Below are 26,317 nucleotides of genomic sequence, written 5' to 3' on the forward strand. Positions count from 1 at the left end.
TTCAACGACCTGTTAGCGAGCGTCCAGCGCATCCAGATAGGGCTGGATATCCACCGCGTCGGGCTGTTCCGGGCGGAGGAATTTTTCGCCGTACTCGCGATACACGCCTGAGCTGAGAAATAGCCGGAACAGCTCCCCATCGATATGGTCGTCACGAGCCATGACGCTGAGAATCCTCACCGACTCGGGAAGGGTTTTCGCAGCCTTACAGGGGCGATCGGGACGGTCGGCCAAGAGCCGTTCAACCACCGGCAGCGGATGCACCGGCAACAACGCCAGACGCTCGGCCTCTTCGTACGACAAACCGATACGATTGTCGAAGTGCCTGAGCCAGCTGCGCCGTCGGAGAGGGTTAACAGTCGCCAGAGGAAAATCCAGCATCATGTCGCACTCGCCTGCTAGAAACCTTCATTCGCAAATGCGCACGGCACGCCGTGACTTCCTTGCAATCCTTGGAAAGTTTAATACGCATGGGAGATAACGCCGGCTTTATCCACGAATGGTTATGAGAAAAGGCTTTATCACGCTTGCCAGCCCCTAGACTTACTGCTTAAATGCAAACCATAAGGTCAACCTGTGACCAATGAGTCACAAAGACCATCTAAGCGTTTCTGCGGTTGCTTGCGCTCTGCGCATAGTGGATTCCTGCCTGGTTCAAAGACGCTGCTCCCCGCCCTCAAAAGCGCTGGGAATTGCCGTCCTGTTCGATCCTAACTGCTTGAAAATAAATAACTTATAAAATCCTCCAGCCTGACATCCGTTTGTCATGTCCAGGCGCTTATCTGACTGCCATACATAGCCCGGTAAACGGTCCTGCCGCTTACCTTGTCTTACCTGCGCCAGGAGGAAAACGACATGAGGCCAGAAACCGCTGTCGTTAAGGTTCACAGCCAATACAACGTTCACACCGAGTTCTACGCTTGCCCAGCCGCTCGCAAGACCATCATCCTGGTCAATGGCTCGCTGGCGACCACAGCCTCATTCGCGCAGACCATCAAATACCTGCAACCGCAGTTCAATGTGGTGCTCTACGACCAGCCGTATGCCGGCCAGTCAAAGCCGCACAACAGCCACAAGCAACCGATCAGCAAGGAAGATGAAGCCGAAATTCTGCTGGAGTTGATCGAACATTTTCACGTCGATTACCTGCTGTCCTTTTCCTGGGGCGGAGTCGCCTCCTTACTCGCTCTGGCACAGTGCCCGGCACGGATCGAGAAGGCAGTGATCAGCTCCTTCTCGCCACTGCTCAACGCACCAATGCTGGACTACCTGGAGAAAGGCCTGGGCTATCTGCATGCCGTGGATCGCGAGAACATGGGCCAGCTGGTCAACAGCACCATCGGCAAGCACCTGCCGTCCTTGTTCAAACGCTACAACCATCGCCATATCAGCAACCTCGACGAGCACGAGTATCGGCAGATGCACGCCCATGTCCATCAGGTGCTGAAACTCGACGACCACTGCCACATGACCTGCCTCGCCGGCATCGAGATTCCACTGCTGTTCGTCAATGGAGAGCACGACGAGTACACCAGCCCAGCAGATGCGCGGTTGTTCGCCCAGCACGTTAACGATTGCCAATTCAGCACCATCAGCAACGCCGGGCATTTTCTCGATATGGAACACAAAGGCGCCTGGCTGCAGTCGCAGCAGGCACTGCTGGGTTTCCTGCAAGCCTCGCCAAACGGGCACCAGCAACGCCGGCTACGGCTTGCCGAGACCACGGCGATTGCAGTTTGAGGGTGGCCAAACAGCTGTAGCTGCACCGACTCGCAGAAATTTGCGTTCGGTGCAGGCTTCATTTCCCGCGCGACTTCTGGTACAAAGGCCCCCGCAAAAGCGGGCGTCGTATAATGGCATTACCTGAGCTTCCCAAGCTCATGACGAGGGTTCGATTCCCTTCGCCCGCTCCATGTCACAGCTGAAACCGCTCTAGCACGCGGCTTTTACGGCAGATATGGGAGAAATCGCAACGTAGCAATCACGACGCACCGCCAAAATCCCCCATCTAATCTTCAGCCGCGACAGCGGTTTTCAGCATGTCCGCACCCTGCCCAAGCCTTGGTGAAGGACCCACGCTCCCCAAACAGCTGCGCTGGCCGCTCGGCCAGAACTACGAAATCGCCTGTGATGTCGCCCGCCAACTGAATCTGACCTTCGACGATTTGCCGCGCCTGATGGCCGAGCGCGGTCTCGGCGCCGACTTCCTGCTGCGGGCCCTGGAGCAGCTCTATCAACAGCACCAGCGCGTGATGGCGAACATGCGCACCCCGCTGGGCTCCTTGATCTCTCCGCTGGAGTTGGGCACGACCTCGCTGGAACAGGGCTTCGAACGCCTGGCGCTGATCGAGCGGGTTTCAACCGCGCTCTATACCGATTCCGCGTCAGGTGAATACACCCTTGCCCTGGCAGGTGCCAGCGTCGCTCAAAAGCTCGACCTGCTCGACCTGCTCGACTTCAAGCGTTTCGAGAGAATGATTTTTTCATGTTTGATCTCTGGCCTGCCCTCTGCTTTTTACAGCTCCTGTCAGAGCCGCTGACCTTGATCTACGCTGCTATCCTTCCTTAGAAGCCACGCTTCCTGGACAATCACCTGGCGAGCATCTGACCCCCGCATACCGGCCGGCATTAGGGTCATGGCGGGTCAAAGCGGGAGTCGTTCAAGATGTACTATGTATTGCTTCAGTCGCAGCGCTGTGAGCTCAAGGTCTATGGGGCATTTTAAGCGCTTAGACCTAACCTGGATTCTGAGACTAGTAATTACCGGTCTTATTACCCTCGTCCTGCAGGCCGGCAGCCAGGGAGCCGAGCAGGCCGCCGAGACCAGCACCCGTGCCGGTTTGACTATCTGGCCCGAGCCGAAACCGGTGCCGGAAGTCAAATTCGTCGATGGCGAGGGCTCGCCGCACACCCTGACCGACTTCAAGGGCAAGGTGGTACTGCTCAACGTCTGGGCAACCTGGTGTGGCCCATGCCGCCAGGAGATGCCGACCCTGGATCGGCTGCAGGCGCAGCTGGGCGGCGCCGACTTTCAGGTGCTGGCTCTTTCCATCGATGACGCCGGAACGGAGGTCGTGCGGGACTTCTACCGCGAGATCGGCATTCAGCACCTCAAGCTCTATATCGACGACAGCGCCCAAGCGATCCAGAGCCTCAACGCGTTCGGCCTGCCGATCACCTTGCTGTTGGATCGCCAGGGCCGGGAGGTGGGTCGCAAGCTCGGTGCTGCCGAATGGGACAGCCCGGAGGTCATCGAGTACCTGCGCGAGGTCATCGCTTCAGCCCAGAGGAATTAGTCGGCGATGAGTCTGAGTAACATCGGCATCCTGAGCGCCTTTGCCGCCGGGATGGTCTCGTTCCTGTCGCCCTGCGTGCTGCCGCTGGTGCCTGGCTATCTGTCTTACATCGCGGGCCGCTCGGTGGACGAGCTGCAGGCCTTGGAAAGCCGGCGGGAGCGGCTCGCCGTGATCGGCATGAGCCTGAGCTTCGTACTCGGCTTCGCGTCGGTGTTCATCGCGTTGGGGGCCAGCGCCACCGCCATCAGCCGGCTGCTACTCGCCTATCGGCAGGAAACGAACCTGATCGGCGGACTGATCGTGATCGCATTCGGACTGTTCATGACCGGCCTGATCAACCCACGTTGGCTGCATTTGGACGTGCGCTTCGTCCACCGGCTCAAATCCACGGGCGGCCCATTGACCGCTTACGTCCTGGGCATGGCTTTCGCCTTCGGGTGGACGCCCTGCATCGGCCCCATCCTGGGCAGCATCTTGACGGTGAGCGCCTCCAGCGGCGCCACCGGCGTCAACGGCATCGCCCTGCTGTCCGTCTACTCGCTGGGCCTGGGGATGCCGTTCCTGTTGACCGCCCTGTTCACCAACCATTTCCTGGCCCACATGAAGCGGCTTCGCCGCTGGAGCCGGATGATTCATATTGGCTCCGGTGTCATCCTGATCCTCATGGGAGTGACCATGGTAACCGGCCAACTTTCGGCCTTCGCTTATTGGCTTTTGGAAGTGTTTCCGGTGCTGGGTAGGATCGGCTAGCTGTGATCGCGGATCATGCTTTCATGGAAATAGGCCAAACAACGTTCATGGCCGACGACCACGCGCTATAGCTCAGCGATAACGAAGGAAAGGGCATGTCAGAACTGTTGCTTGAGAACGAGCCGCTTATCCGCATCAGCTTGTTTCTCGGCATTCTTGTCACGTTGGCGGCATGGGAGGTGGCGGCGCCCCGGCGGCGGCGGGAAATTCCCCGCTTGCTGCGCTGGACCAACAACCTCGGCGTGGTCGTGATCGACACGATCCTTGTCCGCCTTACCTTTCCCGTCGCTGCGGTCGGTCTTGCGTTGCTTGCTGAGGAGCGTGGCTGGGGCCTACTTAACCTGTTCGAGCCGCCTGCCGGGCTCGCCTTACTGGTTTCGCTACTGTCGCTCGATCTCGCGATTTATCTTCAGCATGTGATGTTCCATGCGGTCCCCGCCCTCTGGCGGCTGCACCGAATGCATCATGCCGACCTGGAGTTCGATTTCACGACGGGGTTGCGCTTTCACCCCATCGAGATCCTGCTCTCGATGGGCATCAAGTTCGCCGTGGTCGTCTCGCTCGGACCGCCCGCCATGGCGGTGCTTGTCTTCGAGGCTCTGTTGAATGCAACTTCGATGTTCAACCACAGCAACGTACGCATTCCGCTCGGGCTGGATCGCGTCTTGCGCTGGATCGTCGTCACGCCGGACATGCACCGCGTCCACCATTCCATCCACCCGAAAGAGACCAACAGCAATTTCGGCTTCAACCTGCCTTGGTGGGACCGACTGTTTGGAACCTACCGTGCCCAGCCGCAGGAAGGCCACGAGGGCATGTCCATCGGCATCGAACAGTTCCGCAGCACCCGTGATCTCTGGCTCGACCGGATGTTGATTCAGCCCTTGCTCGGCACGGCAAACGACTATCCCATCAATCGCGAGGAGGACAAGAAGTGAATCGGCACCGCCTCTTCCCCACTCTGCTGCTTATTGCGGGTATCGCCTTTTCGTAGCGAAATTTCTCGCCTGTACTTGGCTCGGCAATGCAGGCCGCGAGGTCTTCGTCGCCGCCGCTTCCGCGATACACCACGGTCTTGTCAGCTTGCCCTCGTAGCCCATCATCTCTTGCCCTACGTGAATCAGCAGGCTCCCACTTCGCTCGACCAGGGCGGTGCGGACTCGCCCAGCAGTTGCGTGATCGCTTGACCTTGCCCCAATGACAAGGTCCACCCTTGCGCTAGAGAGCTATTTCCGGAGGTTGATGATGACCAGCGCGCTCCCCACTTCCACTGCCGCCCTGCCCGCCGGTTCAGTCCAGCAATGGACGTTCGGCGTAGCCGGCATGACCTGCGCGTCCTGCGTGGCACGTGTCGAGAAGGCATTGACCCAGGTGCCGGGCGTTGCCACCGCCAGCGTCAACTTGATCAGCGAAGCGGCCACGGTCGAAGTGGATGCCGATGTCGCGCTGGCGCCCCTGCTCCAGGCGATAGTGGGCGCGGGCTATCGTGTGAAGGAAGACGAACTGGACTTGGCCATCAGCGGTATGACCTGCGCCTCGTGCGTCGGGCGCGTCGAAAAGGCCCTGCTGAAGGTGCCGGGTGTGCTGTCGGCCACGGTGAATCTGGCCAGCGAGGCGGCCCGGGTCCGGGTGGTGTCCGGCGTGGTATCGCTGGCGGCGCTGATCCAGGCGGTAGCGGCCGCCGGCTACGAGGCTCGCGTCCCGGCTACGGAAGTGGCTGTCTCCGCGCCGTCGCACCGCGACTGGTGGCCGGTGGCTGTGGCCGCCGCGCTGTCCTTGCCGCTGGTGGTGCAGATGCTCGCCGCGTTGTTGGGGACGCAGTGGAGCCTGCCAGGCTGGGTGCAGCTGCTACTGGCCACACCTGTGCAGTTCTGGCTGGGCGCGCGTTTCTATCGGGCCGGCTGGAGGGCCTTGCGCGTCGGCAGCGGCAATATGGACCTGTTGGTGGCGCTCGGCACCAGTGCGGGCTACGGGCTGTCGGCCTACTTGCTGGCGACGCATGCCGGTCCCGGCGTCCCGCACCTCTATTTCGAGGCTTCCGCGGTAGTCATTACCCTGGTCTTGCTCGGTAAGTGGCTGGAAGCGCGCGCCAAGCGCCACACGGGAGACGCCATTCGTGCGCTGCAGGCGCTACGACCGGACACTGCCCGCGTCCGGCGCGACGGGGTGGAGTACGAGGTGCCGGCGAGCTCACTGATCGTCGGTGACCTGGTGGCGGTGCGGCCGGGCGAGCAGGTGCCGGCGGACGGCGTGGTGCACGAAGGGCGCAGCCATCTCGACGAGTCGCTGCTGACCGGCGAGAGCCTGCCGGTGGCGAAAGGTGAAGGCGACCCGGTGACCGGTGGCGCGATCAATGGCGAAGGTTTGCTACTGATCGTGACCACAGCGGTCGGCGCGGAAAGCACCCTGGCCCGGATCATCCGGCTGGTCGAAAACGCCCAGGCGGCCAAGGCGCCGATCCAGCGTTTGGTGGATCGGGTCAGCGCCGTCTTCGTACCGGTGGTACTGGTGGTCGCGGCCATGACCCTGCTGATCGGCTGGTGGCTGACCGGCGAGGTGGCTGGCCCGCTGATCAACGCGGTGGCGGTGTTGGTGATCGCCTGCCCCTGTGCGCTGGGCCTCGCCACACCGACCGTGATCATGGCCGGTACCGGGGTCGGCGCGCGCTACGGCATTCTGATCAAGGATGCGGAAGCCTTGGAGATCGCGCACCGGGTGAGCGTAGTGGCCTTCGACAAGACCGGCACGCTGACACTGGGCAAACCCCAAGTGACGGCGCTGGAGGCGGCGGATGGCAATAGCATGCGCTTGCTGCAACTCGCCGCATCGGCGCAGGTCGGCAGCGAGCACCCGCTGGCGCAGGCACTTCTGGACAGAGCCCAGCAAGAGGGCGCGACCTTATTACCGGCATCCAGGGTCACGGCGCTGCCGGGACGCGGCCTGGCGGCCTCGGTCGCAGGCTGCGATCTGCGTCTGGGCAGCACGCGGTTGATGCAGGAACTCGGCGTCGATCTGTCGCCGCTCGCGGCTTGCGCGGCGGCGCTGGCCCAGGCCGGCAATAGCGTGTCCTGGCTTGCCGACCTGTCCGAGCAGCCGCAGTTGTTGGGCCTGATCGCCTTCGGCGATGTGCTGAAGCCTTCCGCACGGCAGGCTGTGGCGCGCTTGCACAAACTGGGTATCCGCACCGTGATGATCACCGGCGACAACCATGGTGCGGCCGCTAGCGTGGCCAGACTGCTCGGCCTCGACGAGGTGCGCGCCGAGGTGCTGCCGGGCGATAAGGCCGCCGTGGTGCAAGCGCTGAAGGCTGATGGCGCGGTAGTGGCGATGGTCGGTGACGGCATCAACGATGCGCCGGCACTGGCGGCGGCCGACGTCGGCATCGCCATGTCGACCGGCACCGACGTGGCCATGCACACCGCCGGCATCACCCTGATGCGCGGCGATCCGGCGTTGGTGGCGGATGCGTTGGCACTGTCCCGCCAAACCTACGGGCGGATTCTGAAGAGCCTGTTCTGGGCCTTCGTCTACAACCTGGTCGGCATTCCGCTGGCGGCGATGGGACTGTTGAATCCGGTGGTGGCCGGCGCGGCGATGGCGTTGTCCAGCGTCTCAGTGGTCACTTACGCCTTGCTGCTGAAACGTTGGCAGCCGGCACAGCGAGAGCTGGACTGACTCGGTGGCGCACCGAGCGGGAGGAGCAAATGAACATCGGCGTAGCGGCAAGCGAAAGCGGTTTGTCCGCCAAGATGATCCGTTATTACGAGCGTATTGACCTGATCTCGTCCTCACGGCGCACGCAGGCTGGCTATCGCGTCTACCGCGAGCAAGACGTACAGGTTTTGCGTTTCATTCACCATGCGCGGGATCTGGGCTTCTCGGTCGAGCAGGTTCGTACCTTGCTGGCGTTGTGGCGGGATCGAGCTCGTTCCGACGACGAGGTTGAGGCCATCGCCCGAGGCTACCTCGAGGCATTGAATGCCCGTATCGCCTTGCTGCAGGCCATGCGCGAGGCCCTGTCGTGCCTGGCCGATCATTGCGATGACATGGGGTACCCAGTTGGGCCATTGCTGGATGACCGCCCCCCCACTACCTGACTGAAAGGAGAGCATCATGACTTGCGATAAATCCACAATGATTCGGCTGGGCATCGGTGCTGTCATTATCCTGGCGGCTGCGTATGTCTTGTTCCCGGCTTTTCAAGCGTGGATCGTGACAGCCGCGCCGGTCTTGCTGTTGCTGCTGTGTCCGCTAATGATGGTGTTTTGCATGCGCGGCATGCACAAGGATGCACCCGCTGCCGACGACACACAGAAGGTAAAACCAGTCGAGCGCAACCCCAACGACACACCGTGATCTGGAACTGCTTTCATGACCCATAAGCTGACTGAGGGCAGAGGCGCACTTCTATACCTGCATTTGCTTGAGGCGAGGACAACCGCTTGATCCACGAACACATCCATACGGGTTCTTCCTTACGGATCAGTAATTGTACGGCCCGTTTCCAGCGGCTAGACTCCCCCGCATGAAACGCTATCTGCGACTTTGCCTCGTTTTCCTGATTAGCCTGGCGCTTCCCCTCAGCGGGATGGCGGGCATTCAGGTGCAGGCAGAGCCTTGCCCGATGAAAACTGCGGGCATGGCGAAGATGGCGCCTGAAACCAGTACGGATGCGGGGCAGGACTGCTGCCAGGATATGGGCAGTCCCTCCGATCACGGCAAACCCTGCAAGCCCGGCCAGGAATGCAAGAGCGGCAGTTTGCTGCAGGTGTCGTTCGTGAAGCCTGCCAACCGCTTGTCTAGTCCCCTCGTGCTGTCCCTCTCCAGCGACTTCCTGCCTGTCCAGGCCCCTTCCGGGGTATGGCGACCTCCCCGCGTTTGATTCCTGTACCAAACTGAATGCCATCCCGCAGCAGCGGGATGGCTGGCCTGCACGCGCGTCCGAGCGGCGCGCAGCAGATCATTACAGGAATCCAGAACATGAACTCCAAACGCTATTGCACCGGGTGGCCCGTCGTGGCTGCCCTGGTGGCAACCGTGCTGGCATTGCCGAGCCTGGCCGACCCCCTGACACTCGATGAAGCCTTGCGGCTGGCCGAAGACAATGCCCCCTCGTTGACTGCCCAGGCGGCCAAACTGGAGGCGGCCAATAGCGCTGCCATCCCGGCCGGCGAATTACCCGATCCGAAGTTACTGCTGGGCGTGCAGAACTACCCCATCGGTGGTCCCGATCGCTGGAGCATTGATCAGGACTTCATGACCATGCAGATGGTCGGGGTCATGCAAGAGGTGCCCAACCGTGACAAGCGCCGGGCGCGCATCGAGGTTGCCGAGGCGGCCGTTGATCGAGCCACGGCCGAAAGCCGGGTCGAGCGCCTCAACGTCCGTCAGGCCGCCGCTCTAGCCTGGATCAGCAGCTACTCGGTGGAGCGCAAACAGGCGCTGTTCCAGGATTTCTTTCGCGAGAATCGCCTGCTCGGCGATGCCGTCCGCGCACAGATCGCCGGCGGCCGTGCACAGGCCGCCGATGCCGTGACGCCGAAGCAGGAGGCGGCCCTATTGGCGGAGCAAGAGGACGAACTGATCCGCTTGCGCGCGCAGGCCCGTGCAGCCCTGCGGCGCTGGATCGGCCCGGCCGCCGATGAGCCGCTGGCCGGCAGCTTGCCGGAGTGGCCCATCGATGCCTCAGGTTATGCCCATAAGCTGCAACACCACCCCGCGCTGACGGCCTACGAACCGATGACCCGCGAGGCGCAAGCCAAGGTGCACGAGGCGGTGGCGGAGAAGAAGTCCGACTGGAGCTGGGAACTCGACTACCAGCGCCGCGGCCGTGAGTTCGGCGACATGATGAGCGTGCAGCTCAGCTTCGATTTACCGCTATTTCCCGGCTCCCGGCAGAACCCCAAAATCGCCGCCAAACATGCCGAGCTGAACGCGCTTGCGGCCGAGCGCGAAGTCCTCGCCCGCGAGCATGCCCAGCAGCTGGAAGATGATCTTGCCGAATACCAGCGCCTGAACCGCGCCGTGCGCCGCAGCCAGGACAGCCTGTTGCCCCTGGCCAAGGAAAAGGTGGAGCTGACCATGGCTAGCTACCGCGCCGGCAAAGGCGACTTGGCGCCCGTCATCGCCGCCCGGCGCGAACTGATCGAGGCGCGCCTCAAACATATCGACTTTGAAGAGCTGCGAGCCCTGACCAGCGCCCGCCTGTATTTCACTTACGGGGAGAATCACCAATGACTGCGCGAATCTGGCAAGGCGCCTTGCTGGCCGGCTTGTCGGTCGCCCTCGGCATTGCCGGCGGCTACTGGTTCGCCCTGCAGCGCCCGAGCGGCATGCCGCAGATGGCTGCCGAATTGGCGGCAACGGCGACGGACGAACGCCCGGTGCTCTATTGGTACGACCCGATGTACCCGCAGCAAAAGTTCGACAAGCCGGGCAAATCGCCCTTCATGGATATGCAACTGGTACCCCAATACGCCGATGCGGCAGCGGACAGCGCGGCCATCAGCATCGACCCCAGCCTGACCCAGAATCTCGGCGTGCGCCTGGCCCCGGTCACCCGCGGGGCCCTCGCCAGCAGCCTGGAGGTGGTCGGCGTATTGGCGTTCAACGAACGGGATATCGCAGTGGTGCAGGCGCGTACCGCTGGCTTTGTCGAGCGCGTCTATGCCCGTGCGCCCGGCGATCTGCTGACGGCCAATGCGCCGCTGGCCGACCTGTTGGTGCCGGAATGGGCCGCTGCCCAGGAGGAGTTCCTCGCGCTCAAGCGCAATGGCGACGCCGGTTTGCTGGCGGCGGCACGCCAACGCCTGCGCCTCACCGGCATGCCGGCGGCGCTGATTGCCCAGGTGGAACGCAGCGGCAAGACCCAGCCAACCCTGACCCTCACCAGCCCGATTGGCGGTGTGTTGCAGGAGCTGGATGTGCGTGCGGGGATGACCGTGGCGGCTGGCGACACCCTGGCCCGCGTCAACGGCTTGAGTAGCGTCTGGCTCGCGGTGGCCGTTCCGGAGGCCGAGGTTGGAGCGATTGCCGTTGGCCAGGCGGTCGAGGCACGTCTGCCGGCCTTCCCAGGGGAAGTGCTCGGCGGCACGGTCAGCGCCGTTCTGCCTGAGACGAATCCGGACAGCCGCACGGTTCGCGTGCGTGTCGAACTGCCCAACCCCGACGGCCGCCTGCGGCCAGGCTTGACCGCGCAGGTGCGCCTGAACCGGTCGACTGAACAAAGCCTGTTGTGGGTGCCGAGCGAGGCGGTCATCCGCACCGGCCGGCGTGCCCTGGTGATGCTCGCCGAAGACGGTGGGCGCTACCGCCCGGTCGAAGTACAGCTCGGACGCGAAAACGAAGGCAAGACGGTGGTGCTGCAAGGTCTCGAGGAAGGCCAGCAGGTGGTCGCCTCCGGACAATTCCTGCTCGATTCCGAGGCCAGCCTCAAGGGCATAGTCGCGAGTACTGCGCAAATGCCGGAACCTGCCACAGCAGCCCCCGTCCTGCATGAGGCCGAGGGGCAAATCGTCGAGATCACTAACCAGGGCGTGACCCTCGCCCATGGTCCGTTCAAGACGCTGGGCATGCCTGGCATGACCATGACCTTCCCGCTAGCCGACCCCGCCCTGACGCAGGGGTTCAAGGTGGGTGACAAGGTACGTGTGGCGGTGCGCCAAACCGACGATGGGCTGTTGATTGAGCGCCTGCAGAAGCTCGGAGGCCAGCCATGATCGCCGCCCTGATTCGCTGGTCGGTGGCCAACCGCTTCCTGGTGTTGCTGGCCACGCTGTTCGTAACGGCCTGGGGTGTCTGGTCGGTGCAGAGCACCCCCATCGATGCGCTGCCGGACCTCTCCGATGTCCAGGTGATCATTCGCACCCCCTATCCCGGCCAGGCGCCGCAGATCGTCGAGAATCAGGTCACCTATCCGCTGGCCACCACCATGCTCTCGGTGCCGGGGGCGAAGACCGTACGCGGCTTCTCCTTCTTCGGCGACAGCTTCGTCTATGTCATCTTCGAGGATGGCACCGACCTCTATTGGGCTCGCTCGCGGGTGCTGGAGTACCTCAGCCAGATCCAAAGTCGCCTGCCGGCCAGCGCCAAGCCGGCCCTGGGGCCGGATGCCACCGGGGTCGGCTGGATCTACCAGTACGCTCTGGTGGATCGCAGCGGCGGGCACGACCTGGCGCAACTGCGCGCACTGCAAGACTGGTTCCTCAAGTTCGAGTTGAAGACCCTGGCGAATGTCGCGGAAGTGGCGACCGTCGGCGGCATGGTCAAGCAGTACCAAGTGCTGCTCGATCCGCTCAGGCTGGCCGGCCTGGGCATCACCCAGGCCGAAGTGATAGAGGCCATAGGCCGGGCCAACCAGGAAACCGGTGGTGCCGTGCTGGAGATGGCGGAGGCCGAGTTCATGGTGCGCGCTTCCGGCTACCTGAAGACGTTGAATGACTTCCGCGCGATTCCACTCAAGCTCGGTGCCGGCGGCGTGCCGGTGACTCTCGGCGACGTGGCGACTATCCAGCAGGGACCGGAGATGCGCCGCGGCATCACCGAACTCGACGGCGAAGGCGAGACGGTCGGCGGCGTGGTGATTCTGCGCAGCGGCAAGAACGCCCGCGAAACCATTGCCGCGGTCAAGGCCAAGCTCGACGAACTGAAGAGCAGCCTGCCGGCCGGGGTGGAAATCGTCACCACCTACGACCGCAGCAAGCTGATCGACCGCGCCGTGGAAAACCTCAGCCACAAGCTGCTCGAGGAGTTCATCGTTGTCGCCCTGGTCTGCGCGGTCTTCCTCTGGCATTTGCGTTCATCCCTGGTGGCGATCATCTCGCTGCCGGTTGGCATACTCATCGCGTTCATCGTCATGCGCTATCAAGGGATCAACGCCAACATCATGTCCCTTGGCGGAATCGCCATCGCCATCGGCGCCATGGTCGATGCCGCGGTGGTGATGATCGAGAACGCCCACAAGAAGGTCGAGGCCTGGCACGCGGCCCACCCCGGGGAAGAATTGGAGGGCGAGCATCACTGGCATGTGATGACCGAAGCCGCGGCTGAAGTCGGTCCGGCGCTGTTCTTCTGCCTGCTGATCATCACCCTGTCGTTTATCCCGGTGTTCACCCTGGAAGCCCAGGAGGGCCGCCTGTTCGGCCCGCTGGCCTTCACCAAGACCTATGCCATGGCGGCGGCGGCCGGCCTCTCGGTGACCCTGGTGCCGGTGCTGATGGGCTACTGGATTCGCGGACGGATTCCCAATGAAGAACAGAACCCGCTGAACCGTTGGTTGATCAGGATCTACCAACCGGCCCTCGATGCGGTGCTGCGTCGCCCCAAGGTCACCCTGCTGGTGGCAATGTTGGTCTTTCTCAGTGCGCTGTGGCCAATCTCGCGGCTGGGCGGCGAGTTCCTCCCGCCGCTGGATGAGGGCGACCTGCTCTACATGCCTTCGGCCTTGCCGGGTTTGTCGGCACAGAAAGCGGCGCAGTTGCTGCAGCAGACCGACCGCCTGATCAAGACGGTACCGGAAGTCGAGCATGTGTTCGGCAAAGCCGGACGCGCCGAAACCGCCACCGACCCGGCGCCGCTGGAGATGTTCGAAACCACCATCCAGTTCAAACCGCGCGAGCAATGGCGACCCGGCTTGACCCAGGAGAAGCTGGTGGAGGAACTGGATCGGGTGGTCAAGGTGCCGGGGCTGACCAATATCTGGATACCGCCGATCCGCAACCGCATCGACATGCTCGCCACCGGGATCAAGAGCCCGATCGGGGTGAAGGTCGCCGGTACCAACCTGACGGAGATCGACCAGGTCACCCAGGCAGTCGAGCGCGCGGCCAAGACCGTTCCGGGCGTGAGTTCGGCCCTGGCCGAGCGCCTGACTGGCGGGCGCTACATCGATGTGGACATCGACCGCCAGGCTGCCGCCCGTTACGGGCTGAATATCGCCGATGTGCAATCGATCGTGGCCAGCGCCATCGGTGGCGAAAATGTCGGGGAGACCATCGAAGGGCTGGCGCGCTTCCCGATCAACGTGCGCTATCCCCGTGAGTGGCGCGACTCGCTCGGTGCCCTGGAGCAACTGCCGATCTACACCCCGCAGGGAGGCCAGATCACCCTGGGCATGGTGGCCAGGATCAAGGTCAACGATGGGCCGCCCATGCTCAAGAGCGAGAACGCGCGGCCTTCCGGCTGGGTGTATATCGACGTGCGTGGCCGGGATATCGCCTCGGTGGTCGCCGACCTGCGTCGAGCCGTCGGCGAGCAGGTCAAGCTGCAGCCGGGCATGAGCCTGAGCTACTCGGGGCAGTTCGAGTTTCTCGAACGGGCCAACGCGCGGCTCAAGCTGGTGGTGCCGGCGACCCTGCTGATCATCTTCGTGCTGCTCTACCTGACCTTCGCCCGCTTCGACGAGGCCTGTTTGATCATGGCCACGCTGCCGTTCGCTCTGACCGGCGGGGCATGGTTCCTCTACCTGCTGGACTTCAACCTGTCGGTGGCCACCGGCGTCGGTTTCATCGCGTTGGCCGGGGTCGCTGCCGAGTTCGGCGTGATCATGCTGCTCTACCTGAAGAACGCCTGGGCCGAACGTGAAGACACCGGTGACAACACTGAGCGTGGACTGGTCGCAGCGATTCGTGAAGGTGCCGTACAGCGCGTGCGGCCCAAGGCCATGACGGTGGCGGTGATCATCGCCGGCCTGCTACCGATCCTCTTGGACAGCGGTACCGGCAGCGAGGTGATGAGCCGGATCGCCGCGCCCATGGTCGGTGGCATGGTCACCGCGCCCTTGCTTTCCCTGTTCGTCATTCCGGCGGCCTACCGCTTGATGCGCCGTCGGCACCTCCCCGCTGTATCCGCCAACCGTCAAGGAAAAACCGTATGAAGAAAACCCTGATCGCCGTTACAAGCGCAATGGTCTCGCTATCCCTTCCCGTCCTCGCCGAGGACATGCCGGGCATGAAGATGAACGACATGCCCATGGAGGGTATGCAGATGAAGCAGGACGTGAAGCAGGCGCCCATCGCCAAGGCCGAGGGCACGGTCAAGGCCATCGACACCAAGAAGAGCATCATCACCCTCGCACATGGCGCCGTCCCGGTCTTGCAGTGGCCAGCCATGACCATGGGCTTCAGCGCAACTGCGAAGCAACTGGCGGAACTGAAGGTGGGTGATCGAGTGGAGTTCGAGTTTCGTGCCGAAGGCATGAACGCCTCGATCGTGTCCATTAAAGCAGTGCAGTAACAGCGCTATGGATGGCTGGCTCGACGCTCACGCCTTGATGTCGAGCCAGCCATCTCGCAGTTCATAGACAGAGTTAACCGCTGGAGGACCTGTTGCTATGGCTGCCCGCACGTTGGTGAGCTGATTATTCTGCCAACCTCTTGTTTTGCTCCTTTGGTTTGGAGGTTGGCCCTAGGCCCCTGAATAAGGCGCCATTTTTATGGGTGCGCCCACTGCACTGAGTTCCGCAGTGATTACGTTGCTAGCTTGAAATAAACACGAAATAGGCATTGGCATGTATCCATGGTTTGCCCAGTTCGCGAGCGGGTATATCCGCAGAAAACCGTTTGGTCTTGGGCACCTAGCATCGCCACTACTGGATGAGGCCACCAACAGCCTCCAGCCGACTACAGACGACATGCCCGGCAGCCCGCCTTATCGAACGATCATGGAGAACTGACGATGAATCTGACACAGACTCTATGCAGCGCGATCCTGGGCGGGTTGTTGACCATCCTCGCCGCCTGTAGCGCCTCGACGGTTACCCTGACGCACGTGCACGGGCTGGCGTTCAGCCCGGATGGCCAGAAGTTATCCATTCCCAGCCACCACGGGCTGGCCGTCTACAGCGATGGTCGCTGGAGCAAGGCAGCCGGACCGGAACACGACTACATGGGTTTTTCTGTGACCCGCCAGGCGATCTATAGCAGCGGTCACCCGGCCCGTGGCAGCGGTCTCAGCAACCCGTTCGGCCTGATCAAGAGCAGCGATGGCGGGCGCACCTGGCAGAAGCTCGGCCTGGAAGGCGAGTCGGACTTTCACCTGTTGGCCAGCGGTTTCGACAGCGCAGCCCTCTACCTGTACAACACCCGCCCGAACTCGCGGATGAGCACCGCCGGCCTCTACTACAGCCTGAACGACGGTGCCAACTGGCAGCGCGCTTCAGCGTCGGGGGTGAGTGAGGCTCCAACCGCCCTGGCGGTGCACCCGACCAATAGCCAGATGGTCGCGGTGGCGACCAACAACGGGCTGTACCTATCGTCCGACTCCGGAAACGATTTCCAGCCGATCATCCAGAACGCACAGGTACTGAGCGCTACCTTCAGTCTTGACGGCAAGAGCTTATGGTTTGGCAGCTACAGCAACGCGGCACAGCTATCAAAGCTGGATTTGAAGACACTCCAAGTCACCTCGCTCAGTGTGCCAACATTGGACCAGGATGCCGTCTCCTACCTCGCGCAGAATCCTGCCAAGCCGCAGGAGTGGGCAATGGCGACGTTCCAGCGCGACATCTACCTGTCGCATGACGAGGGCAAGACCTGGAAAGCGATCGCACAGGCAGGCCAACCCTTGGAATGAGCAAAGGCAGGGAGCAGCCCGCCCCGAGGCATTCTCAATGGTCTAAGTGAAGCATCAAGCGGATAGGAAATACGCGTCACGTGTGACAGTCATGTTCCGCCTCAGGCCATCCGGGGCAAGGAAAAGTGCTTCGGCGCCACCAGACTAATCCTGATGTGCGAAGAGCAGTGATCGGAGAAACCCACGCCAGTCCTGCAGGCGCGGAAAGAACTTCGGCACGCTCTGCCGATAGGCCTGATAGGCCTCGCCGAAGCGCTCGGCCAACGCCGATTCTTCCCGCCTGGCCAGGCGAACATAGGCGAAGATAATTACCGGGAACAACAGCAACGTGATGACCGTCGGCCAGTGCACGATTTGCCCGAAGACGGCCAGCATGATCCCTGTATATTGCGGGTGCCGGACCAGCCCGTAGACCCCCTGTGTGGCCAGCCGGCCCTCCAGACTGGCGCGGTAGACCTGGACCCAACCGCGGATCAACAGCACCAGACCAACAAGGATAAATACTCCACCCAACAGCATTTCCAGCATGGCCCCAGTGCTGCCGTAGCCCAGGAGGGTTGCCCAGAGATGGCCGGAGAAGCCCGTCAGCGGAAGATCGATACCCAGAAAACCGGTCAGCAGATAAATAGTTAAAGGGAAGCCGTACATCTCGGCGTATAACGCGATGATGAACGCTTGTACCAAGCCGGCGCCCATCCACTCACGCCAACTGCGTGGGGCGACGAAGCGATAGAGTAGCCAGGATGCGATCAGCACCGCGACCAGCACCCAACCCCAGTGTCCATAGTGCATGGCAAAGTCGTCCATGGTCAGGCTCCTTCTAGATATCAGCAGAGGATCGGCATTTAGCGCCGAGACCTGGAACCAACATGGAAGCTTCTGGGTAGCGACACCGTTAGTACGGTTTCGCTACCCAGAGCTTATTTCTCATGCCCCCCTACCTGAGGGCACAGAGACGGGCGACAAGAGATCCGGCCTCTATTGCGCCATCTTACTGTCGCCTTGAGGGGCCTCCTTGCCCATGTGCTTGTTCATGTTCTCCATCATTGCATTGCAATTTTTCATCATCGAGGACATCTCCTGCATCATGTCCATCATCGGCATTTTACTGCCTTCCATCATTTGCATGTCCTCCCCCTTCATCATGTCGGAACTGCCCTGAGCAGTGTTCTTAGACTGCTCGGCAAAACCCGTGGAGACTGCTCCAAGAGTTATAAGGGCGGTGAGTACAGCGGTGTGGCTAATGGAGTTACGCATGGCGGCTCTCCTGGTCAACGACCTTGGTTTCTGACAGGCTCCGTGCAACTAACGGCTGATCCGGAGTTTTTTGCTCGCAGGCGGTTTCTCCACCCATGTTTTTCATGCAGAGCCCGATCATCAATAGGCAGGGCAGAATAGAAAGCAGAACAGGCAGAGTGGCTGCTGCAAACAGGCTGTGGAGGTTAAAGAGCAAGGTGAACGCTATTGCAACGGCTAACCCTGCAAGCAGCGGGTGACGTTGCAATAGGCCTTTTAGGTACAGCGTCATGTTCTTGATCATGGTGTATCCCTCAAAGTTTATTCAGGCATTTATTGCCTTCCATATTCCAGTCACAGAGCTAGAGGCCAGCACATACCTACTGGGTCATGTAGAGCCAGGCTTTAGCTCCGTCAAAGGCGTAGATTTCGAACGGTTTCTGTTGGGTGCCGCTCATGCCGGGCGAGCCGGCGGGCATACCTGCCAGGGTGATACCGCGAATTGCTGGGCGCTCCGTCAGCAACTTGTTGACGGCCGCAAGCGGGACGTGGCCGCCCACGACGTAGCCATCTATCGTCAAGGCATGGCAGCCTGCCAAAGAGGGAGGGACGCCGGACGCCTTGTTGACGCGCTGAAACTGTGCAGAATCCGCGATGACCGACACCTTGAAGCCACCTTCGCGCAGGTACTCCGCATATTTATCGCAGCACTTGCAGCTTGGATTCTTATAAAGAACGGCTTCTTCAGGAGCAGCATGGGCGACCGGCATCGCCAGGGATGCGAATGCCAACAACATCCCACCCAAAAACGTGAATGATTTGTTCATGGTAAATACCCAATGCTTTTCCCTTGACGACAGACGTCTTAGTTGCAGGAGCCATGCTTGTATCTCGATGTTCTCTTGACTGCATTAGCCGGAAGAACAAGCGAGCATATTCAGGACCTGATCAGGACAGACTGGCGATCTTGGGTGGGAAAGGATCGGGAGCAACCGCCATGCGGCCGCGGATGGGCATGTAGCAGTAGTTCTGCGCAGAGGCTAGGGTAAGCGAGGGCTCGGCAGGGTGAGCGATAGGCCCCGCATAGGGAGTGGCACAGCTTATCGAACAAGCGATTTGGCTCTGGATGTCCGGGCAGGCATCGGCCTGATGAGAGTCGATCTGCATGCTCTGCGCCGCCGCGCAATTGAGGGAAACGCTCGAAGGTTCGGATTTAAACATCAAGACCTCGCCCTGTGCCGCCACGAAAAACAGCAGCAGCACCATTAGCAACTTGATCAGCGTTTTATACTGCCTTCGCGCCATCACAACACATCGCTCCCTCAACTCTGGAAGAGCACCCTTTGAGGCTAGCGCAAAAGCCCGCCCGTGTCACAGTCGGAGCAAGACCTTTCAGCAAGTGAAGACCAGCCGGCCATGAGTCTGAGCTATTCGGGGCAGTTCGAGTTTCTCGAACGGGCCAACGCGCGGCTCAAGCTGGTGGTGCCAGCCACCCTGCTGATCATCTTCGTGCTGCTCTACCTGACCTTCGCCCGCTTCGACGAGGCCTGTTTGATCATGGCCACGCTACCGTTCGCCCTGACCGGCGGGGCGTGGTTCCTCTACCTGCTGGACTTCAACCTGTCGGTGGCCACCGGCGTCGGCTTTATCGCGTTGGCCGGGGTGGCCGCCGAGTTCGGTGTGATCATGCTGCTCTACCTGATTACCGCCTGGAAAAACCCCTGTCTTCAAGGACATCTTCCAAGTCAAAAACAGTAAATACCTCCTTATATTCATTCGCTCCCAGCCGCGACAACGGTTTTCAGTATGACCGCCCCCCTCAAACAAGACTTCCATTCCCAAGCAAAAGCGCATGCACCCATTCTCGTAAATGCTGAATCAATATTGTTTGCTTCACAGCTAGAAGCGCCGAGCCTGGAAAGCTGGCCGGAAAATCACCCCATGAAAGTCGACCACCCAACACAAATACTCAGCCCAGGATATCGTTCAACACTTCGTAGATGCTCCCAGTGGCGATAGCTATCCGGATTACATCACGACCGATTTGCTGCCATTCATAACCGTCACCTACAAAGTTGTAGCCGTAGACTCATCGACAACTCACTCAACATGCCCCGCCAACCCTACGGGTGCGCCGAAACACCCTACCCTCAGCGCCGAAAGTCTGTGCAAAGGCGCGTGCTGCTAAGTGGCCGCGCTGTTGGTTGCGGCGCTAAGCTCTGCCGAATTTACTTTGCGTTGACGTCAACAATGTAATGATCAAGATCACAGCGAGAACGCCTGAGAGATAGATTTTTTTGGTGTCCTCGCTATAATCGAACGTGAAAAGCTACATATAGCTACAAATAAAATCAGCAACTATGTTTAATATATGTGACTGATCTCATTGCGGAGCGAAGGCTATGGACACGCTTCCCTTCGCTCGCTCGAATAACGATAAACAGGGCATGACAACAGCCCTGCTCTTGGTAGCTAAAGCAGTGAGGCTGCACGCCTCACGCACTGCCAGAACACTTTAAGACCAACGGGAAACTACGTGACGAAAGACGAACTGCGCGCCGAACTCGAGCGCCAGGCGCAGCGTTACAAGGAAGTTTACGGCGGGGAAGTCATTACCTACGCCGCCCAGCCGGATCCTGAGCGCAAGCCCTGGCGCAAGAAAGCCAGCCTTCTCGATCAAGCCTTTGAGAAAGAGCTGCAGAAAATCGAAAAAGACCAACAAGCCAAAATCGATGAGCCAAACGACTAACGATTAGAGCGCCTGTGAAAGTTCGCCCAACTTGCCACAGCGATCTTCGCGGGTATGGCGACTCGCTCGGAGCATCCGCCAAAGTCAGACAGGCTCGTAGGGTGGATTAGCCGCGCAGCGGCGTAATCCACCGTTCCGTGAAAAACGAACAGCCCGCACAGAGCGAGGGGTTCATTCAAAACCGACGCTTGGCAATCACGCGGTTCGCGGTGGAAGCCCCTATGGGGATTCCACCCTACGATCCGTCATACGGTCATGGCCGAACGGTCTTAACGACGCTTGCCGCCCAAAAGCGAGCCCATCAACCCACGCACCAGCTGTCGACCTAATTGGTTGGCGGCTTGGCGTACGGCCGTCTTCATCATTTGCCCGGCCAGGCTGCCAAGCAGATCGCCGGCCATGCCGCCCAGCCCACCTTCCGACGCGCTGCTTTTACCTTGTGCAGTAGGCGCCGGCACCGCTTCTTCAGGCAATGCCGCGCGCGCCGCCAGCAGCTCGTAAGCGGACTCACGATCAATCGGCTTATCGTAGCGCCCGGCTTGTGGCGACTGCCGGACCAAGGCCACGCGCTCAGCCTCACTGAGCGGGCCGATGCGTGACTGCGGCGGTGCGATGGCCACCCGCTGCACCATCGCCGGCGTACCCTTCTCTTCCATGGTGCTGACCAACGCTTCGCCAATGCCTAGCTCGGTGAGTACCGTCAGCGTATCGAATGCCGGATTGGCCCGGAAACCATCGGCTACCGCACGCAAGGACTTCTGCTCTTTGGCCGTAAAGGCGCGCAAACCATGCTGAATGCGCAAACCGAGCTGCGCCAGCACATCGTCTGGCAAGTCACTCGGCGATTGAGTCACGAAATAGACGCCGACGCCTTTCGAGCGGATCAGTCGTACCACTTGCTCCAAGCGCTCCTGCAACGCCTTCGGCGTGCCAGCAAAAAGCAGGTGTGCTTCGTCGAAGAACAGCGCCAACACCGGCTTATCCGTATCACCGCGCTCAGGCAGTTGCTCGAACAGTTCGGCCAGCAGCCACAACAGGAAAGTCGCGTAAACCTTTGGCGCCTCATGTACCAACCGGCTGGCATCCATCAAATGAATACGCCCACGGCCATCGGCATCAGGTTGGAGAATATCTTCCAACTGCAAAGCCGGCTCACCGAACAAGGCTTCGGCGCCCTGCTGCTCAAGGGTCGCCAGACGACGCAAAAGCGCCTGGCTTGAGCCGCCGGTGAATAACGCGCCATCCTCACCAAGCAATTCGGGATGATCTTTCAGGTGGTTGAGCAGGGCCTTCAGGTCTTTCAGATCGAGCAGCAACAAACCTTCGCGATCCGCCACCTGAAACGTGGCATACAGCGCGGCCTGCTGACTGTCGGTGAGTTCCAGCAGATTGCTCAGCAGCAGCGGGCCCATCTCACTCAACGTGGTGCGCAGCGGATGGCCGCTTTGCCCATGGATATCCCACAGAGTCAGCGGATAAGCCTGCGGGCGGTGATTGAGCCAAGGCATCCCGGCGATACGCTCCGCCACCTTGCCCTGCGGATTGCCGACGGCGCCGAGACCGCAGAGGTCGCCTTTGATATCCGCGGCGAACACCGCCACCCCGGCATCACTGAAGGTCTCGACCAGGCGCTGCAAGGTCACCGTTTTACCGGTGCCGGTGGCGCCCGCGATCAGGCCATGGCGGTTGGCCAGGCGCAGTGCCTGGCCGACAGGCTGACCGGAGGGATCAGCTCCGAGAACGAATTGGTTAGCTACGGGCATCTTGCCCTCCCTGGGTTAAAGCTTTGTGGGGTTGCTGCCGACACAGGAGGCGACCCCGCTGCGTCCAGCAGGATGCTTCCGCCTTGGCGGCAAGCAGCGGATTAAGACTGGAGCCTGACCTTCCTGGACGCAAGAAAACCATGACAAAAAGCTTGAAATTCAGCCACAAGATCCTGATCGCTGCCTCCCTGGTGGTCATCGCCGCCTTTTCGCTATTCACCTTGTATAACGACTACCTGCAGCGCAATGCGATCCGTGACGACCTGGGAAACTACCTGCACGAGATGGGTGACGTCACCGCGGGCAATATCCAGAACTGGCTGTCCGGGCGCATCCTGCTGGTGGAAAGCGCGGCCCAGTCGATCGCCAGTGACAACGCACCGGACCATGTAAGCCGCCTGCTCGAGCAGAAAGCGCTGACCTCGACCTTCGCCTTCACCTACCTGGGCAGCGCGGACGGCAGTTTTACCATGCGCCCGGACAGCGCCATGCCGGATGGCTACGACCCCCGCAGTCGGCCTTGGTACAAGGACGCCATGAGTGCCGGCGGCTCGACGCTGACCGAACCCTATATCGACGCCGCCACCAGCGAGCTGATCATCACCATCGCGACCCCCGCCAAATCTGCTGGCGTAGTCGGCGGCGACCTGAGCCTGCAGACCCTGGTGCAGATCATCAACTCGCTGGACTTCAACGGCCTGGGCTATGCCTTCCTAGCCAGCGCTGACGGCAAAATCCTGGTGCACCCGGACAAGAGCCTGGTGATGAAAAGCTTGAAGGACGTGTTCCCCAAGGACACGCCACGGATCAGCTCCGAGCTCAGCGAGACCGAGCAGAACGGCGAGACCCGCATCCTCACCTTCGCCCCGATCAAGGGCCTGCCTTCAGTGAACTGGTACATCGGTCTGTCCATCGACAAGGCCAAGGCCTACTCGATGCTCAGCGAGTTTCGTACCTCGGCCATCATCGCCACCCTTATCGCCGTGGCGATCATTATCTTCCTGCTCGGCATGCTGATCCGCGTATTGATGCAGCCGCTACACGTGATGGGCAAAACCATGCAGGACATCGCGCAAGGCGAAGGTGACCTGACCAAGCGCCTGGCTATCCAGTCCCAGGATGAGTTCGGCGCACTGGCCAGCTCCTTTAACCACTTTGTTGAACGGATTCACTCGTCGATTCGCGAGGTCTCCTCGGCCACGGCGCAGGTCAACGAAGTGGCCAAATTGGTAGTCAATGCCTCCAACTCGTCGATGCTCAACTCCGACGAGCAAGCCAGCCGCACCAACAGCGTTGCCGCGGCGATCAACGAACTCGGCGCTGCCGCCCAGGAGATTGCGCGCAACGCCGCCGATGCGTCGAACCAGGCCTCCGACGCTCGCCTGCTGGCCGAGGATGGTCGCCAAGTGGTGGAGAAGACCATCCAAGCAATGAACGAACTGTCCGGCAAGATCAGCGTCTCCTGCACCAATATCGAGACGCTGAACGGCAAGACCGTGGACATCGGACAAATCCTCGAAGTGATCAAAAGCATCTCCCAGCAGACCAACCTCCTGGCCCTCAACGCGGCAATCGAGGCGGCGCGAGCCGGCGAAGCAGGCCGCGGCTTTGCCGTGGTGGCGGATGAAGTGCGTAACCTGGCCCACCGCACCCAGGAATCGGCACAGGAAATCCAGAAAATGATCGAGGAGTTGCAAGTCGGCTCCCGCGAATCGGTTACCACCATGACCGAGAGCCAGCGTTATAGCGAGGAAAGCGTGGAGATTGCCAACCAGGCCGGTGAACGCCTGAGCAGCGTGACTCACCGTATTGGCGAGATCGACGGCATGAATCAGTCAGTGGCGACTGCTACCGAGGAACAAACCTCAGTCGTTGAATCACTCAACATGGACATCACCGAGATCAACACCCTTAATCAAGAGGGTGTGGAAAACCTCCAGGCGACCCTGCGCGCCTGTGGCGATCTGGAGCAGCAAGCCTCGCGCCTGAAACAGCTGGTGGACAGCTTCCGCATCTAACGCTTTTACTGGGTCCCCGCTTTCGCGGGGATTACGTGCGTAGGAGTTGAAATCGGTGCGGATCGGTTCAACTCATTCCAAAGCTCGGCAGCATCGGGAAAATCGGTGCCGGTTTCCTCGCTCATTGCCTCAGGGTCGTAACGGCTCAGGCAGCCCTCGCCCAAGGTCGGCGGCGGGTTTGAGGTGGCACGCTCAAGTGGATCAGTCATGGCTTGCCTCTTGGGCCGATATCGACCAACTCAAGCTCTCTACGCCCGTCGATCAGTCGAACACCACGGTCTTGTTGTCATGCACCAGCACGCGGTCTTCCAGGTGATAACGCAGGCCACGGGCCAGCACCATCTTCTCGACATCCTTACCCAGCCGAACCATTTCCTCGACGCTGTCGCGATGGCTCACACGCACCACATCCTGCTCAATGATCGGGCCGGCATCGAGTTCTTCGGTAACGTAGTGAGAAGTCGCACCGATCAACTTTACCCCGCGCAGCGAGGCTTGGTGGTAAGGCTTCGCGCCAATGAACGACGGCAGGAAACTGTGATGGATATTGATTACCCGGTGAGCGAACTCGCGGCACAACTCCGGCGGGAGGATTTGCATATAGCGGGCAAGCACTACGGCATCGGCTTGCAGCTCCTGCACTAAGCGCGACACTTCGGCGAACGCCGGCTCTTTGTTCTTCGGCTCGACCGGCACATGGTAATAAGGAATGCCGTGCCACTCGACCATACTGCGCAAATCGTTATGGTTGGAGATGACGCAGGGAATTTCACATTCCAACTCATCGCTATGCCAGCGGTGCAGCAAATCGGCCAGGCAGTGCGACTCACGGCTAGCCATCAACACGACGCGCTTCTTTTGGGCCGAGTCAGTGATCCGCCACTCCATAGAGAACTCGCGAGCAATCGGCGCGAAGGCCTGCCGAAACCCCTCGAGATCAAAGGGCAAGGAGTCCGCACGAATCTCATGGCGCATAAAGAACCAGCCACTTTGATTGTCCGAATGGTGGCTCGCTTCAGTGATCCACCCGTTGTAGGTGGCCAGAAAATTACTGACCTTGGCGACGATACCGACGCCGTCGGGGCAGGCGATTACCAGCCGAAAAGTGCGCATGCGGGAAACTCCAGAAACTTCACAAAGGCGGCCATTCTAGCCACAGCCCAGGAAAACTTCAGTAATCCGCGAGCTCGGGCAAAGACGGAGAAGGCCACAGACAGCGCAATCAATCAATTCAAGGTTCGACTGAGCACGTGCCCGATAAACGCCAAACACCCGCAGCCGAGCCATAATCCATGCCCGCGCTAGGGTTTTGCTCAGCATATATGTCCACTTGATGAAGGCCGTATTTAATTCAGCAAATGGCTCCAAGCCGATTTAGCGGGCTGAATACAGGTCGCAGCTAGAACATCGTCGGAATAATTGGCGCAAAACTTTTCAAACATGTTTACTTGCAGAAAGTGCCTGACTATTATTACTAACACTAAGCCACTGCCACCCCTCTCGATTCAAGGTAAAGCACATGTCGCTGATCAATGAGTACCGCGCTACAGAAGAAGCCATCAAGGAACTCCAAGAGCGCCTGAAAAACCTGTCGCAAGACGACAAGCTGAAAAAAGAACTCGAGTTCGAAGGTAAACTCCGCACGCTGATGGGTGAGTACCAGAAGTCCCTGCGTGACATCATTGCCATGCTTGACCCGGACGCTAAAACGAGCAAATTACCGCGCGCGACTAAAGCTACCGGCACCAAGCGCGCGCGCAAGGTCAAGCAGTACAAAAACCCGAACACTGGCGAAGTGATCGAAACCAAAGGTGGCAACCACAAGACGCTGAAAGAGTGGAAAGCCAAGTGGGGTGCCGCGGTAGTAGAAGGCTGGGCCACTCTGCTCGACTAAGCACTGCACTGCGCGCCTAATTCCAGTACGCAATAAAAAAC

General features: G+C 60.6%; 26 protein-coding genes, 1 tRNA gene and 2 pseudogenes. 19 read left to right on the plus strand and 10 right to left on the minus strand.

From position 1 onward, the window contains the following. Positions 1–12 precede the first annotated feature (12 nt). Positions 13–384, minus strand: a complete 372-nt coding sequence (locus D3879_RS13785) for a hypothetical protein (protein WP_420800912.1) — start codon at positions 382–384, stop codon at positions 13–15. Between the two features lie 471 nt (positions 385–855). On the opposite strand from D3879_RS13785, the gene D3879_RS13790 reads away from it, so the two are divergent. The 15 genes from D3879_RS13790 to D3879_RS13860 all read left to right on the plus strand — a co-directional run bounded on the left by D3879_RS13790 (position 856) and on the right by D3879_RS13860 (position 16,616). Continuing rightward, positions 856–1,740: an alpha/beta fold hydrolase gene (locus tag D3879_RS13790; RefSeq protein ID WP_119954777.1), complete on the plus strand. Its 885-nt coding sequence runs from the start codon at positions 856–858 to the stop codon at positions 1,738–1,740. 99 nt (positions 1,741–1,839) lie between these two features. Next, positions 1,840–1,913, plus strand: a tRNA-Gly gene (locus tag D3879_RS13795). 126 nt (positions 1,914–2,039) lie between these two features. Next, positions 2,040–2,540, plus strand: a complete 501-nt coding sequence (locus tag D3879_RS13800) for a hypothetical protein (RefSeq protein WP_119954778.1) — start codon at positions 2,040–2,042, stop codon at positions 2,538–2,540. A gap of 171 nt (positions 2,541–2,711) precedes the next feature. Then, positions 2,712–3,296 (plus strand): TlpA family protein disulfide reductase, encoded by a 585-nt coding sequence (locus D3879_RS13805; RefSeq protein ID WP_119954779.1) that lies wholly within the window; start codon positions 2,712–2,714, stop codon positions 3,294–3,296. A 6-nt stretch (positions 3,297–3,302) separates the two neighbouring features. Continuing rightward, a complete protein-coding gene (locus D3879_RS13810; protein WP_119954780.1) occupies positions 3,303–4,046 on the plus strand; it encodes a cytochrome c biogenesis CcdA family protein in 744 nt (247 codons plus the stop codon). 95 nt (positions 4,047–4,141) lie between these two features. Next, positions 4,142–4,984, plus strand: a complete 843-nt coding sequence (locus D3879_RS13815) for a sterol desaturase family protein (RefSeq protein WP_119954781.1) — start codon at positions 4,142–4,144, stop codon at positions 4,982–4,984. 307 nt (positions 4,985–5,291) lie between these two features. Then, positions 5,292–7,721, plus strand: coding sequence for a heavy metal translocating P-type ATPase (locus tag D3879_RS13820; protein ID WP_119954782.1), 2,430 nt, complete (start codon positions 5,292–5,294; stop codon positions 7,719–7,721). Between the two features lie 29 nt (positions 7,722–7,750). Beyond that, positions 7,751–8,143 (plus strand): MerR family DNA-binding protein, encoded by a 393-nt coding sequence (locus tag D3879_RS13825; RefSeq protein WP_119954783.1) that lies wholly within the window; start codon positions 7,751–7,753, stop codon positions 8,141–8,143. Positions 8,144–8,159: 16 nt separating this feature from the next. Beyond that, entirely contained in the window at positions 8,160–8,402 is a 243-nt protein-coding gene (locus D3879_RS13830; protein WP_119954784.1) for a DUF2933 domain-containing protein, read from the plus strand. A 169-nt stretch (positions 8,403–8,571) separates the two neighbouring features. Then, positions 8,572–8,928 (plus strand): hypothetical protein, encoded by a 357-nt coding sequence (locus D3879_RS13835; protein WP_119954785.1) that lies wholly within the window; start codon positions 8,572–8,574, stop codon positions 8,926–8,928. A gap of 98 nt (positions 8,929–9,026) precedes the next feature. Continuing rightward, entirely contained in the window at positions 9,027–10,283 is a 1,257-nt protein-coding gene (locus D3879_RS13840; RefSeq protein WP_119954977.1) for a TolC family protein, read from the plus strand. Continuing rightward, a complete protein-coding gene (locus tag D3879_RS13845; protein ID WP_119954786.1) occupies positions 10,280–11,764 on the plus strand; it encodes an efflux RND transporter periplasmic adaptor subunit in 1,485 nt (494 codons plus the stop codon). The genes D3879_RS13840 and D3879_RS13845 overlap by 4 nt, the downstream gene beginning before the upstream one ends. Next, positions 11,761–14,919 (plus strand): efflux RND transporter permease subunit, encoded by a 3,159-nt coding sequence (locus tag D3879_RS13850; RefSeq protein ID WP_119954787.1) that lies wholly within the window; start codon positions 11,761–11,763, stop codon positions 14,917–14,919. Before D3879_RS13845 ends, D3879_RS13850 begins: the two co-directional genes overlap by 4 nt. Then, positions 14,916–15,278, plus strand: coding sequence for a copper-binding protein (locus D3879_RS13855; protein ID WP_119954788.1), 363 nt, complete (start codon positions 14,916–14,918; stop codon positions 15,276–15,278). The genes D3879_RS13850 and D3879_RS13855 overlap by 4 nt, the downstream gene beginning before the upstream one ends. A gap of 441 nt (positions 15,279–15,719) precedes the next feature. Beyond that, positions 15,720–16,616 (plus strand): F510_1955 family glycosylhydrolase, encoded by an 897-nt coding sequence (locus tag D3879_RS13860; RefSeq protein ID WP_119954789.1) that lies wholly within the window; start codon positions 15,720–15,722, stop codon positions 16,614–16,616. A gap of 144 nt (positions 16,617–16,760) precedes the next feature. On the opposite strand, the gene D3879_RS13865 is transcribed toward D3879_RS13860, so the two are convergent. The 5 genes from D3879_RS13865 to D3879_RS26545 form a co-directional block, all read right to left on the minus strand. Further along, a complete protein-coding gene (locus D3879_RS13865) occupies positions 16,761–17,423 on the minus strand; it encodes a methyltransferase family protein (protein ID WP_119954790.1) in 663 nt (220 codons plus the stop codon). Positions 17,424–17,594: 171 nt separating this feature from the next. Further along, positions 17,595–17,873, minus strand: a complete 279-nt coding sequence (locus tag D3879_RS13870) for a hypothetical protein (RefSeq protein ID WP_119954791.1) — start codon at positions 17,871–17,873, stop codon at positions 17,595–17,597. Next, positions 17,866–18,156, minus strand: coding sequence for a hypothetical protein (locus D3879_RS13875; protein WP_119954792.1), 291 nt, complete (start codon positions 18,154–18,156; stop codon positions 17,866–17,868). The genes D3879_RS13870 and D3879_RS13875 overlap by 8 nt, the downstream gene beginning before the upstream one ends. A gap of 76 nt (positions 18,157–18,232) precedes the next feature. Continuing rightward, positions 18,233–18,679, minus strand: a complete 447-nt coding sequence (locus D3879_RS13880; protein ID WP_119954793.1) for a DUF411 domain-containing protein — start codon at positions 18,677–18,679, stop codon at positions 18,233–18,235. A 121-nt stretch (positions 18,680–18,800) separates the two neighbouring features. Continuing rightward, positions 18,801–19,160 (minus strand): hypothetical protein, encoded by a 360-nt coding sequence (locus D3879_RS26545; protein ID WP_158592085.1) that lies wholly within the window; start codon positions 19,158–19,160, stop codon positions 18,801–18,803. A gap of 99 nt (positions 19,161–19,259) precedes the next feature. Here D3879_RS26545 and D3879_RS13885 point away from each other — a divergent pair. Beyond that, positions 19,260–19,565, plus strand: a pseudogene (locus D3879_RS13885) (efflux RND transporter permease subunit); the annotation flags it as partial. Between the two features lie 256 nt (positions 19,566–19,821). Here D3879_RS13885 and D3879_RS28020 read toward each other — a convergent pair. Beyond that, a pseudogene (locus D3879_RS28020) lies at positions 19,822–19,917 on the minus strand (anti-virulence regulator CigR family protein); the annotation flags it as partial. 471 nt (positions 19,918–20,388) lie between these two features. Between D3879_RS28020 and D3879_RS13890 the strand changes: the two are divergent. Beyond that, a complete protein-coding gene (locus D3879_RS13890; RefSeq protein WP_119954794.1) occupies positions 20,389–20,601 on the plus strand; it encodes a hypothetical protein in 213 nt (70 codons plus the stop codon). Between the two features lie 269 nt (positions 20,602–20,870). Here D3879_RS13890 and D3879_RS13895 read toward each other — a convergent pair whose 3' ends face one another. Further along, positions 20,871–22,364 (minus strand): helicase HerA-like domain-containing protein, encoded by a 1,494-nt coding sequence (locus D3879_RS13895; protein WP_119954795.1) that lies wholly within the window; start codon positions 22,362–22,364, stop codon positions 20,871–20,873. 140 nt (positions 22,365–22,504) lie between these two features. Here D3879_RS13895 and D3879_RS13900 point away from each other — a divergent pair, with 140 nt between their 5' ends. Beyond that, a complete protein-coding gene (locus D3879_RS13900; protein WP_119954796.1) occupies positions 22,505–24,382 on the plus strand; it encodes a methyl-accepting chemotaxis protein in 1,878 nt (625 codons plus the stop codon). 5 nt (positions 24,383–24,387) lie between these two features. Here the strand turns inward: D3879_RS13900 and D3879_RS13905 are convergent, their stop codons facing one another. Beyond that, a complete protein-coding gene (locus tag D3879_RS13905; RefSeq protein ID WP_119954797.1) occupies positions 24,388–24,591 on the minus strand; it encodes a hypothetical protein in 204 nt (67 codons plus the stop codon). 52 nt (positions 24,592–24,643) lie between these two features. Beyond that, positions 24,644–25,495 (minus strand): formyltetrahydrofolate deformylase, encoded by an 852-nt coding sequence (gene purU / locus D3879_RS13910; RefSeq protein WP_119954798.1) that lies wholly within the window; start codon positions 25,493–25,495, stop codon positions 24,644–24,646. A gap of 406 nt (positions 25,496–25,901) precedes the next feature. Between purU and mvaT the strand changes: the two genes are divergently transcribed. Next, the gene (gene mvaT / locus D3879_RS13915) at positions 25,902–26,276 is read left to right on the plus strand and encodes a histone-like nucleoid-structuring protein MvaT (protein ID WP_119954799.1); all 375 of its coding nucleotides are present in this window, start codon (positions 25,902–25,904) and stop codon (positions 26,274–26,276) included. Positions 26,277–26,317 lie beyond the last annotated feature (41 nt).

This window comes from Pseudomonas cavernicola, from assembly GCF_003596405.1.
GTDB lineage: Bacteria > Pseudomonadota > Gammaproteobacteria > Pseudomonadales > Pseudomonadaceae > Aquipseudomonas > Aquipseudomonas cavernicola.

Bases quoted from the DNA above. Each gene is read 5' to 3' on its own strand.
- D3879_RS13805 (WP_119954779.1), top strand. From the start codon at position 2,712: ATGGGGCATTTTAAGCGCTTAGACCTAACCTGGATTCTGAGACTAGTA.
- D3879_RS13825 (WP_119954783.1), top strand. From the start codon at position 7,751: ATGAACATCGGCGTAGCGGCAAGCGAAAGCGGTTTGTCCGCCAAGATG.
- D3879_RS13880 (WP_119954793.1), bottom strand. From the start codon at position 18,679: ATGAACAAATCATTCACGTTTTTGGGTGGGATGTTGTTGGCATTCGCA.
- D3879_RS13815 (WP_119954781.1), top strand. From the start codon at position 4,142: ATGTCAGAACTGTTGCTTGAGAACGAGCCGCTTATCCGCATCAGCTTG.
- D3879_RS13810 (WP_119954780.1), top strand. From the start codon at position 3,303: ATGAGTCTGAGTAACATCGGCATCCTGAGCGCCTTTGCCGCCGGGATG.
- D3879_RS13895 (WP_119954795.1), bottom strand. From the start codon at position 22,364: ATGCCCGTAGCTAACCAATTCGTTCTCGGAGCTGATCCCTCCGGTCAG.
- D3879_RS13820 (WP_119954782.1), top strand. From the start codon at position 5,292: ATGACCAGCGCGCTCCCCACTTCCACTGCCGCCCTGCCCGCCGGTTCA.
- D3879_RS13905 (WP_119954797.1), bottom strand. From the start codon at position 24,591: ATGACTGATCCACTTGAGCGTGCCACCTCAAACCCGCCGCCGACCTTG.
- D3879_RS13870 (WP_119954791.1), bottom strand. From the start codon at position 17,873: ATGCGTAACTCCATTAGCCACACCGCTGTACTCACCGCCCTTATAACT.
- mvaT (WP_119954799.1), top strand. From the start codon at position 25,902: ATGTCGCTGATCAATGAGTACCGCGCTACAGAAGAAGCCATCAAGGAA.
- D3879_RS13785 (WP_420800912.1), bottom strand. From the start codon at position 384: ATGATGCTGGATTTTCCTCTGGCGACTGTTAACCCTCTCCGACGGCGC.
- D3879_RS13855 (WP_119954788.1), top strand. From the start codon at position 14,916: ATGAAGAAAACCCTGATCGCCGTTACAAGCGCAATGGTCTCGCTATCC.
- D3879_RS13900 (WP_119954796.1), top strand. From the start codon at position 22,505: ATGACAAAAAGCTTGAAATTCAGCCACAAGATCCTGATCGCTGCCTCC.
- purU (WP_119954798.1), bottom strand. From the start codon at position 25,495: ATGCGCACTTTTCGGCTGGTAATCGCCTGCCCCGACGGCGTCGGTATC.
- D3879_RS13845 (WP_119954786.1), top strand. From the start codon at position 10,280: ATGACTGCGCGAATCTGGCAAGGCGCCTTGCTGGCCGGCTTGTCGGTC.
- D3879_RS13790 (WP_119954777.1), top strand. From the start codon at position 856: ATGAGGCCAGAAACCGCTGTCGTTAAGGTTCACAGCCAATACAACGTT.
- D3879_RS13850 (WP_119954787.1), top strand. From the start codon at position 11,761: ATGATCGCCGCCCTGATTCGCTGGTCGGTGGCCAACCGCTTCCTGGTG.
- D3879_RS13865 (WP_119954790.1), bottom strand. From the start codon at position 17,423: ATGGACGACTTTGCCATGCACTATGGACACTGGGGTTGGGTGCTGGTC.
- D3879_RS13835 (WP_119954785.1), top strand. From the start codon at position 8,572: ATGAAACGCTATCTGCGACTTTGCCTCGTTTTCCTGATTAGCCTGGCG.
- D3879_RS13800 (WP_119954778.1), top strand. From the start codon at position 2,040: ATGTCCGCACCCTGCCCAAGCCTTGGTGAAGGACCCACGCTCCCCAAA.
- D3879_RS13830 (WP_119954784.1), top strand. From the start codon at position 8,160: ATGACTTGCGATAAATCCACAATGATTCGGCTGGGCATCGGTGCTGTC.
- D3879_RS13860 (WP_119954789.1), top strand. From the start codon at position 15,720: ATGAATCTGACACAGACTCTATGCAGCGCGATCCTGGGCGGGTTGTTG.
- D3879_RS13875 (WP_119954792.1), bottom strand. From the start codon at position 18,156: ATGATCAAGAACATGACGCTGTACCTAAAAGGCCTATTGCAACGTCAC.
- D3879_RS13840 (WP_119954977.1), top strand. From the start codon at position 9,027: ATGAACTCCAAACGCTATTGCACCGGGTGGCCCGTCGTGGCTGCCCTG.